Source organism: Nocardia sp. NPDC058244 (genome assembly GCF_042882065.1).
Taxonomy (GTDB): Bacteria; Actinomycetota; Actinomycetes; order Mycobacteriales; family Mycobacteriaceae; genus Nocardia.
This window is the reverse complement of the sequence record NZ_JBHVWX010000010.1, coordinates 1-13,509: the sequence shown is the minus strand read 5'-3', so window position 1 is coordinate 13,509 and position 13,509 is coordinate 1. Positions and strand designations below refer to the sequence as shown.

Here is a 13,509-nt window from a genome sequence, read left to right as displayed (position 1 = left end):
GATCAGTCCGGCAGGTTGCCGACCTGCCACAGGTGGGTCGGCCCGGCACCCCCGGTCGCGAGGAGGGTGCCGTCGGGGCTGAACGCGAGCGTGTCGGCCGGACACAGCAGAGGCGCGCGGTACGGCTGCACCGTCCGGACATCCCAGAGCCGGACCAGCGCGTCGTCGCCGCCGACCGCCAGCAGGGCGCCGTCCGGGCTGAAGGCCACCGATTGCACCGTGTCGGTGTGCGAGTGGATCCAGGTCTGCTGGACTGCCCGGACCGAGGGGTCGAGGTGGAGGAGGCAGACGGTGCCGTCGCCGCCGCCGACGGCGAGCAGCGCTCCGTCAGGGCTGAAGGCCACCGAGGTGACCTTCGACGGGAGCCCGGGCAGGGCCCGGCTGTCCGGTTCGCCGATCGCCGGTCGCCACACCTGCACCGGCCTGCGTTTCCACACCGGGGAGGTGCCCCCGATCGCGAGCAGCGCGGCGTCGGGACCGAACGCCACGGAGTTCACCTCGGTGATCCGCCCGGTGATCGGCGGCCCGATCGGGCTCGCCGTCCGGGTGTTCCACAGCTCGACGCGCCCACGGCAGGTTCCGATCGCGAGCACGGTGCCCTCGGGTCCGAACGCGAGTGCGGTGACCAGGTCTGGGCGGTGCACCATCGGTCGCTGCACGATGTGCCCGGCGCGCGGATCCCACAGCTGAACACCGTCGCCGCCGGCGGCGAGCAGCGTGCCTTGCGGGCTGAAAGCCAGTGCCTGGATAGGGATGTCGGTGTCGCGCAGCAGCGCACCGATCGGCGCACCGGTGCGGGTGTCGGAGAGCTGGAGGTGACCGTCGCCGTCCGGCCCGTCGGCGGTGGTGGCGAGCACAGCGCTGTCGGGGCTGAACGCGACCGCGTTCACCGGAGCGCTGAGCCCGGGGCGCGGGCGGGCGACGACGATGGGCGCCGTCCGGGTGGTCGCGACCGGTCGGGCGGTGCTCGCCGTGCCGCGCCGCGCGGTGCGAGCCGGTGGCCGCGGTGTGGTCCGGGCCTCGCCGCGGACCACGGTCGGCGCCGCCGGAGCCACCGCCCGCGCCACCGCGTCGGCGAAGGCGAGGCACGTCGGGAATCGATCGGCGGGCCGCTTCGCCAATGCCGTGGTCAGGACGGCGTCCAACCCGGCCGGGAGGTCACCGCGACGGTCGCGGGGTGGCGTTGGCTGCTCGTTGAGATGTGCCCCGATGAGCGCGTAGTCGTCGCGGCCGTCGAACGGCTTCTTCCCGGTGAGGAGCTCGTAGAGGGTGCAGCCGAGCGAATAGATGTCGGCGCGATGGTCGGTCGGCTCGGCGGAAAACCGTTCCGGTGCGACATAGGCGAGGGTCGCCGACACCCCCGATCTGGTCTGGGTACCGTCCAGCGACCTGGCGATGCCGAAATCGGTGAGCAGGGCGCGTTCCCCGTGCCGCGGATCGTGTTCGACCAGCAGGTTCGCCGGTTTGACGTCGCGGTGCAGCACCCCGTTGCGGTGCGCGAAATCGAGGGCGTGGGCGGCGTCGGTGAGCAGCCGCACCGCCCGGTCGACGGCGATGCCGCCCGGCGCGGCGTCGATCACCGCGGCGACGTCGCCACCGTCGACATAGCGGATGGCCAGCCACAGCGCGGCATCGTCCGGGGCGCTGCGGTCGTGCACCGCCACGATGTTCGGGTGATCGAGGCCTGCCGCCACCGCGGCCTCGCGGTCGAAGGCGGCCCTGGCGTGCGGGTCGGCGGCGAACGAGTCGTTGAGTACCTTCAACGCGACCCGGCGGTCGAGCCGGGGATGCCGGGCCAGGTACACCACGCCCATGCCGCCCGCGCCCAGCATGCGCTCGATGGTGTACCCGGCGAATACCGCCCCCGCTGCCAACGGCACGTCCCACTCCTTCGATCGCCGTCCCCGCCACGCCACGCCGCGACCGAGAAAGAATGTAGTACACCGGCATTGCGCGCGACGGCCGCCGGCCGCGCGGCGGCGGCGATCAGTGCGGCGTGCGCGTCTCCAGCGCGGTCGACAGCTCTGCGCAGGCGCGCCGCAGCCGGGTGCGCAGGAGGTCGGCCGCTTCGGCCACGGCGGCCTGCGCCCGCACGTAGTCGGCGCGGCCGCTGGGTGTTTCGATGCGCACCGGCTCGTAGCCGAACGCGCGCAGATCGTACGGGCTGGCGCGCATATCGAGTTCGCGTGCGGTGCAGGCGAGTTCGAAGCAGTCCAGCAGGAGATCGGAGGGGATCAGCGGAGCGAGCTTGAAGCTCCACTTGTAGAGATCCATGTTGGCGTGCAGGCAGCCGGGTTGTTCCCGCTGCACCTGGTCGGCGCGGGTGAGGGGTTCGGCGTTGCGGCCGACGGCGTCGGGGGTGAAGAAGCGGAACGCGTCGAAGTGGGTGCAGCGCAACGACATCGACTCGACCACTGCGTCCGTACCCGCGTGTCCCAGACGCAGCGGCACCTGCTGATGGCGGACATCGTCGGTGCGGTAGACCATCGCCCACTCGTGCAGTCCGAAGCACGACAGGTGCGTGGGGCGCTGCGCGGTCGCGCCCAGCAACCGGTCGACAAACGCGATCGTGTCGCGTCGTTTCGCCAGGTACTCCGGATCGGCGGTATAGGTATCGACGCCGACCTGGTGATAGCCCCGGGCCCCCGCGTAATCGCGCGCCTCACCCAGCGCGATGCCGAAGCCCGGATGCCAGCGCCGCAACTGCGCGGGCTTGTTGCCGTAGTACGTGAACAGAAAATCGATGACCGGATGCGTGGTGCCCGCCGCACGCCGTTCGAGGTAGGGTCCGACCAGCCGGTCGAGGCGTTCCTCATGTGCCCGCGCGGCTGACTGCCACTCGACCCGCGGCAATACCCGCAGGTCGAGCGCGTAGTCGAGGTCGTCGTGCGTGCTCACGTAGTCATTGTCCCGTACCTCAGAGTAGCCATCGACCCACCCCGGTGTGGGACCATGATTCACCTCGCCCACCCGGTACCGGGATGCTGAGAATCGACTTTCGACACTGGTTCGACACGAGTTCAACTCAGTGGGTCGTCGAGAAGGTCTGTGTAGTCGGCTCCGTCCCGTCGCTGCGGCAGTGAGCTGCCATAAACGCGCTGACCACGACAACCCACAATGTGTCATCTGCTCCGGTACCTCAAATAGGTACCGCGCTAGCCCACTTCGGAGGTCCACTTCACCCTGGTGTGCATCGAGTATTACCTATCGAGAACGGTTCCTTTGATAAGGGTTCGCGCGATTGAATTGGCGCGCCGCAGGGCCATGTACCGTGCCGATGCTTTGCCTATCACGGCGCCAACCACAGCGGTCGACAAGACCGTTTTCCATGCACTCTTTCGGCCTCTCAACCGCCACGCCGCTCCAGATCCGATCGCGAGGCCTGCCAGCGAAGCCTTTTCGCCCCCTCTGCAACCGCATTCCGAGAGGAGGGAGTTGAGGAGCTGGGCCGAACCCGCAGGTATGTCGCAGCTTCCCTCGGTCACGATTCGATCGGATCGGGTCAAGGGCATAGCCGAATCCAATTCGGACAACGACCCGATCGCTCGTCCGTCTGACGTCGGTTGGGTTCCTGCGCTCCTCGCCGTTTGCACATCCGTGAGGCGCCTGAGTCTCGACCTCTCCCACCGGTTGTAGGGCCCATCGAGCGAGCCGATCCCTACCGCGTTCTCGGCCGCGGACCGGCCTGCACGGTTCATGGCAGGTATCCGACGAATCGGGAAGCGCGGAACTGGCACACTTGAAACCTCGTGACATTGTTGTCGGTCACGTGGGAGTGCATCAGGTTGGCCTCATCCGATGAGTGCCATAGGGTGCCGGCGTGTCCGACCTCATGTGCAAGTACTAATCCGCTGGAGTCGTGATCGACTATCACATAGTCGGTCCCGGGCAAATGGCATCCAGCGTCGTTGCCCTCGATAATTGAACGTATGAAGATCATGTGAAGCGTGGGATATATCAGTCCAGTCAGCCCCCACCGGCCAACATCCTCGATGATGTCGCCGAACACTTCTCCTGAGCCTTCATTCGTGAGATCGATCGCTTCTGATGAGAAGAGTTGTCCAGAGTCGCATGCGGTTACGTCAAGCCGATCTTTCGGAACTTGAACAATCTTTGTCGAGCCGATCGACAATCTGACATCGAAGCTCTGGCGAATCAACTTACGCGCCTCGCTGACTACGTCGTCGACATGGGCCATATCGGCAACCGGCTGTCCATCCGGCCCGGCGAGTACAGTGACAGTTGCATGCATATGCTTCAGTGGTCCGATTCCGAATGCCATGCAGAGCAAAAAGTCTACAATATTGATCAGGAACGACAAGATGATCAGCGCCCAGTTCGTGAGGAAGTCGACGACGAAGCATGCGGGTTCGACCACCCATGTTATCGTCCGGATCGTGTGACGCACGATGGAACAGACTGTCTGAACCACGATTTCGATAATCTTGACGGAGACGCTGACCACGGTGCAGACAATTTCTGTGACCCAATCGCACACCTCCGATATCGGCCACGGAAACCAGCTGCATACGCTGTGACCGACTTCTTTGCATTGCTGCTCGAACCTTTCCTCCCATCGCTCGATGGTCTCGGATACTTCGCTGCACACGCGTTCGGTATAAGTATCGATGCGTTCGACCGGTTTCAGCACCAGGTCCGTGATTGACTTACAATTGATCATGACTCCTCGATTCAAGGTTATCTCAGCCTGAGATGATGATGTCTAGAGGAGGTGGTTATCAATCTCGGAGTCAGGTGACCAATACATGATTCTTGTCGCAACCATCCTCGGCTAGTTCGTCATCGGCCTCGCAGAATCCGTACGGGCCCGGGATTCTGGCGCGTCCGTGCAGCGCTGTCGTGAAAATCCGCCACGTGACATCGGCGGAACTGACTTCGCATGAACGATGCGCGCTGCCTCGGTCCGTGGCGTAGCCGTTTCTCAGAACCGCCCGCCACGCTCCGTAGCGAGGTTGCCGCGCATAGTGTGCTCCTTCCTCCGGCCGAGCGTTGCCGCCCCGCGAGCCGGCTCTCGATCTCTGCACTGCTTACAATTGCGCGCCCCGACAAGCATCGCGCGAGTAGCCGGCTACCTCACCTCGAGGTTTGCTAGTTCAGGTGATGGCGGGGCCGATGATTGCGCCTGAGTGCGAATGATTCGGCGCCGGGATGCCCAAGGTGGTGGCGAGCCGGCCGACGCTTGTGCGGCTATCAGCTGGTAGCGGCTTTGGCCGTCGCTCGCCATCGCGCGACGATGGTGTCGGTGCGCTCTGCCCCGTAGCGGGAATGGTTCCAAAACATCCTGGTCGATAGCGGTAAGGCGGTGGTGAACTCGCCTGAGCACTACACCCTCAGCTACCAGCCCATGCGACCCCGGCAGCGGCGGCCATCTCGTCGATAACGACTTCCGGAACCCGCGTATCGTGAAAGCCCACAGCGGACCGCGGATGAATCGAATGTATGTACGCGTAGTCGGTTAGGCACGTGTGTGCGATGACCTTTTCGTACACTCCCCGCTCAGCGAACACCGCGCACTCTGGGCCATCCACGCCGTGGTTGCGGGCGACGATGCACAGAATGGTCTCGTCCGGTGGGATGTCGAGATACTGACGCGCAGCGGCTTCCTTGGCGGACGGAATGTTTGGAAAGGTCTGGATTCCTGGGTATATGCCGAACTGCCACAGCGCCTCGGCAGTACGCAGCGCCGTTGGGGAAAGCGGTGGGCCTGCGAACGGCGGGCGGCGAAGTGGATGGAAGGAGTGGTTGTAGATCTCGCATCCGTCTGCGATCAGAATGATTCTTCTGAACGCCCCCCATCGATCCTTCATCTCCCCCCGATCGACGACCAGTCGAAACATTGATCCTGCTATCCGAACGTCGTAGTACAGGCGAGTGCGGTGATAAGGTGCCAGCCTCAATTCCCTTGTCATATCGGGACGTTCGCCACCTTTGACGTTTGCCCGCAGCTTGCCGCTCAATCCGGTTGTAGCCGTGAACGTGAACCTCACGGCGTCATTCGTGCGATCTCTTACTGCGAGGCGCACAGTATTGCCTTCGACCTCGAAGTTGGCAAACCACTTCTGCTGGCTGGCCCACGTCCGCAATTGTTGGTAGATCTCCTGGTGGTTGTTGGGAGGTGATCCCATCGGTTCGGTGCCAGGGCGCCGCGCTCTACCTGCGTTTGGTGTGACCGGAATCGGCAGTCCCTGCGTTGTGGTGCGTGCAGGTGAATTGGTTGGTCCGCGCCGCTCGGTGAGTGGTGGTGTCGATCGGACAATCTTTTCGAGAGTGTCGAGCAGGATCGTGGCGTCGGAGCGGAATGACTCGTGTCGAAGGCGAACCGCATTGCGATACGCCAGCGCTTCCACAGCTGCCGGAAGCTCTGCTCGCCGGGGCATCACGGCGTCGTCGACCAGCACCGGGATCACCCGAATGCCTCGTGCCAGCGCTGCCGCGATCTCGGCGACGACAAGATCGTCAGGAGAGTCGAGCCGACGGCGGCCTTCCGCGTCTGTCGCTGAAACCCAGCGCTTTCCTACGAGCGCAAGAAGTACGCTGCAACGTCCGATGGCGTCTGCAACTGTCTCGGTGAAGTCGACGCCCGGTTCGATGGAGTCGATGTCCATGAAGACCTGGTCGGCGCCCAATCGATCGGTCAAGCGGTCGAAGAGACGGCCGGCGACATGCTGGGTATCCTCGCGCCGGTAGCTCAAGAACACCCTGGTTGTGGGTAGCATCGACGCCATACTGTCCCCTTCGCCCGAGCCCCTTCCCATCCAAATTATGACCGACCCATACCTGGCAGAGAAGGGTCGCCTGGCAGTGCCGGTGCAGTCCGAGGGAGTTCGGTTTCTGTTGGGAACATGACGGCCCCGAGCGCCATCACGCAGTCGAGCACGGGTGACGATGTCCAGGACTGCAGCGCCGACTTCGTGGCGACATGGCCGAACTCGCGGCGGCGGAGCGCTCAGCTACACAAGGGAAACTACGAACGCTATTAGGTGAAGAGGCAATCGACGACCGGGCCGCGACGGGCTGGCCGCCGCCCTCGCCGTAGGGCTCCGGGTGGTGCTTCTGGTCGTCGTGCCCGCGGTGTTCGTCTACCGCGTCGTGACGTCGGCGATGGCCCACCTCTTGCTCGGCGGTCGGACAGGAGACGCCGAGGTAGCCGGTGACCCGGGAGCCGGTGGTCAGGCGGTGAGGCCGAATTCCTTGCGGTAGTGCTCGGACAGGGCAGGGAAGTAGTCGTCGAAAAGGACGGTGGCCGGATCGCGGTCGGTCTCGGCGGCGACCAGGCGGTCGAGGTAGTAGTCCCAGCCGGGGCCGACACCCTCGGCCATCGTGGGGTCGGGGACGTTCTGGGCGAAGGTGAGGGTGGTGACGCCCCCTTCCTCGGTGAGATCGAGGCGCAGCTGCCAGTGTTCGGGGTTCTCGGCGTCGTAGGGCATGGAGGTGGTGATCCGCAGTCGGCGCGGGGCGTCGCATTCGTCGATGTGGAAGCGTTCGGCGGGCATCTCGCCCTCGAAGAGCATCTGGAACTTCACCTCGCCCTCGGCCGGGTCGCCGGTCCAGGTGCCGAGCCAGCGCGCGAGGCGTTCCGGTTCGGTGACGGCCGCCCAGACGTCCTCGATCGGGGCGCGGAAGGTGCGTGTCCATTCGCAGTAGGTGCCGTCGGCGTAGTCGCGGCGGTGGCCGGTCGCGGTGGGAATGGTCATGCTGTCTGCTCCTTGTCGGTAGCGGCGCCGGGGGTGGCCCTGCGCTCGCGGGTCGTGCGGCGGACCTCGAGGTCCAGGCCGTCGAGCGCGTGTTCCGGGATCGGCAGGCGGGCCGGGCGCAGCTGTTCCAGGTAGGTCCACAGCGGGCTGAGTCCCGCCGGGGCCAGGCGGTAGTGACGTTCGCGGCCGTGTGGTTCGGCCTCGACCAGGCCCGCCTCGGTCAGGGCACGCAGGTGCTTGCTGATCGCGGGCCTGCTGATGGGGTGGTCCGCGGCGAGGTCGACGACGCGCGCCGGGGAATCGGCGAGCCGTACGAGCAGGTCGCGGCGTACCGGGTCGGCCAGAGCCTCGAACACATCCACTCCTTATTGGTAACCCATGGGTTACCAATAAGTCAAGGGTCACGAGGTCCGGTGGTGGAACGGAAAACGGCCCGACCGAATGGTCGAGCCGTGTCCGAGTGACCTACTTGTGCGCGAGATCCGTTGTCACGGAACTCATTCGGCGAGGCGGTGGGTACCGTCGCGCACCGTGCCGACGAACTCCTCGATCAGATCCTCGAGTGCGACGACGCCGACGGTGTTGCCCCGGCTGTCCACCACCCGGCCCAGGTGGCTGTTGGTGCGGCGCAGGCGGGCCAGCGCCTCGTACAGCGTGGTGCCGGAGCTGACCGTGGGCAACGGGCGGATATCGGTCCGCGGGATCTGCGTCTCCGGTCCGGCGGTGTCGTCGGCGACTTTGTCCAGCACGTCCTTGACGTGCAGATAGCCGACCAGCGACCCGTCGGTGGCGCGCACCGGATAGCGCGAGAACCCGGTCTCGCCGACCGCGGCCTCGATGTCGCCGAGGGTGGTGCCGTTGCCGCGCAACGGCACCGAGCGCGCCTGCGCCAGCGGCACCATCACATCGCCGACGATCCGCTCCGAGGTCCCCAGCGCCTGGGTGAGCCTGCGGTGCTCCTCCTCGTCGAGCAGCCCCTCCGAGCGGGACTCGCCGATCATCTCGGCCAGCTCCACCGTGGAGACCGTCGCGTCGAGCTCGTCCTTCGGTTCCACCCGCAGCATGCGCAGCGAGAGGTTGGCGAGGTAGTTGTACAGCGCGATGAGCGGGCGCGCGATCCGCAACCACACCAGGTGGATCGGCACGAGCAGCAGCGCCGAGCGTTCCGGCCCGGCCAGCGCGATGTTCTTCGGCACCATCTCGCCCAGCAGGATGTGCAGGATCACCACCAGCGACAGCGCGAGCGTGAACGAGATCGGGTGCAGCAGCTGATCGGGCATGCCGAGCAACTCGAACGGGCCCTCGAGCAGATGCGCCACCGCGGGTTCCCCGACCCGGCCCAGCAGGATCGAGCAGATGGTGATGCCGAGCTGGGCCGCGGCCAGCATGATCGACAGGTTCTCACCGGCCTCGATGACCGTCTTCGCGTTCTTCTTGCCTTGTGCGACAAGCGCTTCCAGCCGGTCGCGGCGTGCGGAGATCAGCGCGAACTCGGCGGCGACGAAGAACGCGTTGGCCGCCAGCAGGACCACGGTGAGCACGATTCCGAACAGGTCACCCATGGTTGTGCTCCCGTGCCGCCAAGTTCGCCGCGTCGACCGGGATCAAGCGAACCCGGTCGATGCGCCGCCCGTCCATCCGTTCCACCCGGGCGATCCAGCCACCGCCGGAACCGCGGGATTCGGGCAGAACCACCTCGTCGCCGGTGGCCGGGATCCGGCCGAGCTGGGTCAGCACGAGACCGCCCAGCGTTTCGTACTCGCCTTCCGGCGCTTCGTATCCGGTCGCGCGCGACACCTCGTCGATGCGCATCAGACCCGAGCAGTCCCAGCCGTCGGAGACCCGGCGGACATCGCGTTCCTCCTCGTCGTGCTCGTCGCGCACGTCGCCGAGGATCTCCTCGATGAGGTCCTCCATGGTCACCATGCCCGCGGTGCCGCCGTACTCGTCGACGACCAGCGCGACCTGCATGCCGTCGGCGCGGACCCGTTCCATCACGTCGTCGCCGTCGAGACTCGCGGGCACGATCGGCACGGCGACGGCCAGCTTGCTCAACGGGATCTGCTTGCGCAGATGCGCCGGATGGGTGAACGCCTGTTTGACGTGCACGACGCCGAGCGCGTTGTCCAGGTCGCCGTCGATGACCGGGAACCGGGAGTAGCCGGTGCGGGCGGAGGCGGCGATGAGGTCGGCGATGGTGTCGTCGCGGTTGAGCGATTCGACCTTCACCCGGGGTGTCATCAGGTCTTCGGCGCTGCGCTCACCGAATTCCAGCGAACGGTCCATGACCTGCGCGGTGCGCTGATCCATGGCGCCGCGCAGCGCGGAGGTGCGCACCAGCGAACCGAGTTCCTGCGGTGAGCGGGCCGAGCGCAGTTCCTCGGCGGGTTCGATGCCCAGCCTGCGCACGATCCAGTTGGCGGCGCCGTTGAGGAACCGGATCAGCCACTTGAACATGGCCGAGAACCAGATCATCGGGCCCGCCGTGAGCCGGGCGGTGGCCATCGGCTTGGCGATGGCGATGTTCTTCGGCACGAGTTCGCCGTAGATCATCGACAGCGAGGTCGCCAGGACCAGCGCCACCACCAGGGCGACGCCGTGCGCGGCGTTCGGGCTCAGGCCCGCCGCGTCCAGCACCGGATCGAGCAGCCGGGCCAGCACGGGTTCGGCGATGAAGCCGGTGATCAGGGTGGTGATGGTGATGCCGAGCTGCGCGCCGGAGAGCTGGAAGGACAGGGTGTGGTGGGCCTGCTTGACCAGCCGGGAGCGGACATCACCTTCGCGGGCCGCGGCCTCGACGGTGCTGCGTTCCAGTGCGGTGAGGGAGAACTCGGCGGCGACGAAGAGCGCGGTGCCGAGGGTGAGAGCGATGAAGCCGAGCAGGCTGAGCACGGTCAGAACGATGGACATCCTCAGCACCACCCGGGTGATGCCGTGGGGAGATCGAGAGATCGAACGGACGCTGCGGAAAGGAGGACGCCGGGTTGGTCACCCGGCTCCGTAGAGGAACCCTCCTGTGTGGCGCCCTTGGACGCGGGTGACAACTGGATCCTTTCGGGGTGGGGAAGAAAGCGCTGCCGAGATCGGCAACTCCATAGTAATCGGTCCGCATCGATGATGTGTCAGCGGCGCGGGGCGAAGCGACGGCGGCCGACCGGAACCGGAGTCCCGATCGGCCGCCGTCGGTCGGTCGTCACCAGCCGCTGGGCAGCGGGCGTCCCTCCGCGAATCCGGCCGCGGACTGCACGCCGAGCACGGCGCGCTCGTGGAACTCCGGCAGCGAGCGGGCGCCCGCGTAGGTGCAGGAGCTGCGCACGCCGGAGCAGATGTGGTCGATGAGGTCCTCGACGCCGGGCCGCTCGGGGTCCAGGCGCATCCGTGAGCTGGAGATGCCCTCCTCGAACAGTGCCTTGCGGGCCCGGTCGAAGCCGCTGTCGGCGGCGGTGCGGGCGGCCACGGCTCGCTTGGAGGCCATGCCGAAGCTCTCCTTGTAGGCATTGCCGTCGCGGTCGACGCGCAGGTCGCCGGGGGATTCGTAGGTGCCGGCGAACCAGGAGCCGATCATCACGTTCGACGCGCCCGCAGCCAGCGCCAGGGCGACGTCGCGCGGGTGCCGCACGCCACCGTCGGCCCATACGTGCACGCCGAGTTCCGCGGCCGCCGCGGCGCATTCGGCCACCGCGGAGAACTGCGGGCGGCCGACGCCGGTCATCATGCGGGTGGTGCACATGGCGCCGGGGCCGACGCCGACCTTGATGATGTTCGCGCCCGCCGCGGCCAGGTCGCGGGTGCCCTCGGCGGACACGACATTGCCCGCCGCCAGCGGCACGCCGAGCCCGAGATCGGCGACCGCGCGCAGGGATTCGAGCATCTTGGCCTGGTGGCCGTGCGCGGTGTCGATGACGAGCACGTCCGCGCCCGCCTCGGCCAGCGCCTTCGCCTTGGCGGCCACGTCACCGTTGATGCCGACCGCGGCGGCGACCCGCAGCTTGCCGTTCGCGTCGACCGCGGGGGTGTAGATGCCCGCCCGGATCGCGCCGGTGCGGGTCATCACGCCGGCCAGGGTGCCGTCGGTGTGGGTGAGCACGGCGAGCTGGGCGTGCGCCTCGGCGAGTCGGTCGAAGATCTCGCGCGGCGACTCGTCGACGGGGGCCTGAACGAAATCGGTGTACGCCACCTCGCGCAGCCGCGCGAACCGGTCGACATCGGCGCAGGCGGCCTCGGTGACCACCCCGACCGGCTTGCCGTCCTCGACGATCACGACCGCGCCGTGCGCGCGCTTGTGCATCAGCGCCACCGCGTCGGACACCGAGTGGTCGGGGTCGAGGGTGACGGGGGTGTCGGCGGTGAGCGAGCGGCTCTTCACGAACGCGATGGTGTCGGCGGCCGCGGGGATCGGCAGATCCTGGGGGAGGACGACGAGACCGCCTCGGCGGGCGACGGTCTCGGCCATCCGCTTGCCCGCGACGGCGGTCATGTTCGCGACCACGAGGGGGATGGTGGTGCCGGACCCGTCGACGCTGGCCAGGTCCACATCGAACCGGGACGCGACATCCGTCCGGTTCGGGACGAGGAAGATGTCGTCGTAGGTCAGGTCGTACGGCGGCTGGGGTCCCGGAAGAAATCGCACTCGTTCGATGATAGCCGTGTGAGGTGTGTCGTGGGCGGCACCTCAGTGCGCGGTGTCGGCCGCTCCCGCGAGCGGCGCCGCCTGCGACCGGCACAGCACGACGGTGGCCACGCACATCACGACGACGCAGGTCACGACGGCCACCAGGCCGAGGCCGTCGGTGCGCAGCTGCTCGTTCAGCGCGGTCAGGCCGAGGAACGCGGCGGCCAGCGGTTCGGCCACCGCCGCCGCGGGCAGCGAGGCGGACAGCGGCCCGGCCTGGTAGGCCCGCTGCTGGAGATAGAAGCCGAGCAGCCCGGACCCGACCAGTGCCCAGGTCTGCCAGCCGGTGAGCACGCTGCCCGGACCGTCACCGAACAGGGTGACCACGCGGTCGGTGAGCGCGGCGGCCAGTCCGAACAGCGCGCCGCCGGCGAGTCCGAGGGCCAGCGCCCGCTCGGCCGGGCTGCGGACGAGGAACCCCGCCAGCGTCGCGACCGCGACGATGCCGAGCAGAATCGCCAAGGGCACCAGCCACTCTCGCAGCGGTGCGGTCTGCTCGCCCGCGGTCGGATCGCCGATGACGAGGAACAAGACGAGCGCGGTCACCAGGACCAGCGCCGTCGCGGCGGCCCGCCCGGTGATCCGCTGATGGTTCAAGCGCGCGGACAGCGGCAGCGCGAAGACCAGCGAGCTGACCAGGATCGGCTGGACCACCAGCACCGCGCCGAAGGCGAGCGCGAGCACCTGCATGCCGTACCCGCCGATATCGCCGACGATCGCCGCCCACCACCGCTTGTTCCGCAGCAGCGAGCCCACCAGCGACGCGTTCCCCGGGACCGCGGCCGCCGCCCGCTGCTGCGCCACCGACGACACCGCGAACAGCATCGCGGCGACGACGGCGCACACGATCGCGGCGATCGAACGGTTCGTCACCAGGTCAGTGTGGCAGCCGGACCGCGGTGACGCCGGGAGGCGCCCGGCCCGACGACCGCATCGACCGGCCGTCGATCAGCCGCGTGACCGCGGGCCGAGTCGCCCTCGGGACGACGGTGTGAACACGCCGTCGGCGCCGATCACCGGGTCGACGAGGCCGCCGGAACGACGCGCCCCGAACAGCAGCGTGGGGGGGAGGAAAAAAGGTACGGCCGCCCCGCAGGGAAAGTTTAGGGGCGGTTGGGGCGC

Annotated in this window: 10 protein-coding genes; all 10 read right to left on the bottom strand. The window is 67.4% G+C overall.

Annotated features, from left to right (window positions below; all coding sequences use genetic code 11):
- Positions 1-2 precede the first annotated feature (2 nt).
- Complete coding sequence (locus ACFVW6_RS28610) at positions 3-1,880, bottom strand: WD40 repeat domain-containing serine/threonine protein kinase (RefSeq protein WP_378830219.1); 1,878 nt, start codon at positions 1,878-1,880, stop codon at positions 3-5.
- A gap of 106 nt (positions 1,881-1,986) precedes the next feature.
- Positions 1,987-2,862, bottom strand: coding sequence for a 3-methyladenine DNA glycosylase (locus ACFVW6_RS28605; RefSeq protein WP_378830515.1), 876 nt, complete (start codon positions 2,860-2,862; stop codon positions 1,987-1,989).
- An 832-nt stretch (positions 2,863-3,694) separates the two neighbouring features.
- Positions 3,695-4,681 (bottom strand): hypothetical protein, encoded by a 987-nt coding sequence (locus tag ACFVW6_RS28600; protein WP_378830220.1) that lies wholly within the window; start codon positions 4,679-4,681, stop codon positions 3,695-3,697.
- A gap of 670 nt (positions 4,682-5,351) precedes the next feature.
- Positions 5,352-6,746, bottom strand: a complete 1,395-nt coding sequence (locus tag ACFVW6_RS28595; protein WP_378830221.1) for a toll/interleukin-1 receptor domain-containing protein — start codon at positions 6,744-6,746, stop codon at positions 5,352-5,354.
- A gap of 444 nt (positions 6,747-7,190) precedes the next feature.
- On the bottom strand, positions 7,191-7,715 hold the full coding sequence (locus tag ACFVW6_RS28590) for an SRPBCC family protein (RefSeq protein ID WP_378830222.1): 525 nt from the start codon (positions 7,713-7,715) through the stop codon (positions 7,191-7,193).
- Complete coding sequence (locus ACFVW6_RS28585) at positions 7,712-8,077, bottom strand: ArsR/SmtB family transcription factor (protein WP_378830223.1); 366 nt, start codon at positions 8,075-8,077, stop codon at positions 7,712-7,714. The genes ACFVW6_RS28590 and ACFVW6_RS28585 overlap by 4 nt, the downstream gene beginning before the upstream one ends.
- 135 nt (positions 8,078-8,212) lie before the next feature.
- Positions 8,213-9,277 (bottom strand): hemolysin family protein, encoded by a 1,065-nt coding sequence (locus ACFVW6_RS28580; protein ID WP_355275890.1) that lies wholly within the window; start codon positions 9,275-9,277, stop codon positions 8,213-8,215.
- Entirely contained in the window at positions 9,270-10,625 is a 1,356-nt protein-coding gene (locus ACFVW6_RS28575; protein WP_378830224.1) for a hemolysin family protein, read from the bottom strand. Before ACFVW6_RS28575 ends, ACFVW6_RS28580 begins: the two co-directional genes overlap by 8 nt.
- 283 nt (positions 10,626-10,908) lie before the next feature.
- Entirely contained in the window at positions 10,909-12,345 is a 1,437-nt protein-coding gene (locus ACFVW6_RS28570) for a GuaB1 family IMP dehydrogenase-related protein (protein ID WP_378830226.1), read from the bottom strand.
- A gap of 42 nt (positions 12,346-12,387) precedes the next feature.
- Entirely contained in the window at positions 12,388-13,260 is an 873-nt protein-coding gene (locus tag ACFVW6_RS28565) for a DMT family transporter (protein ID WP_378830227.1), read from the bottom strand.
- Positions 13,261-13,509 lie beyond the last annotated feature (249 nt).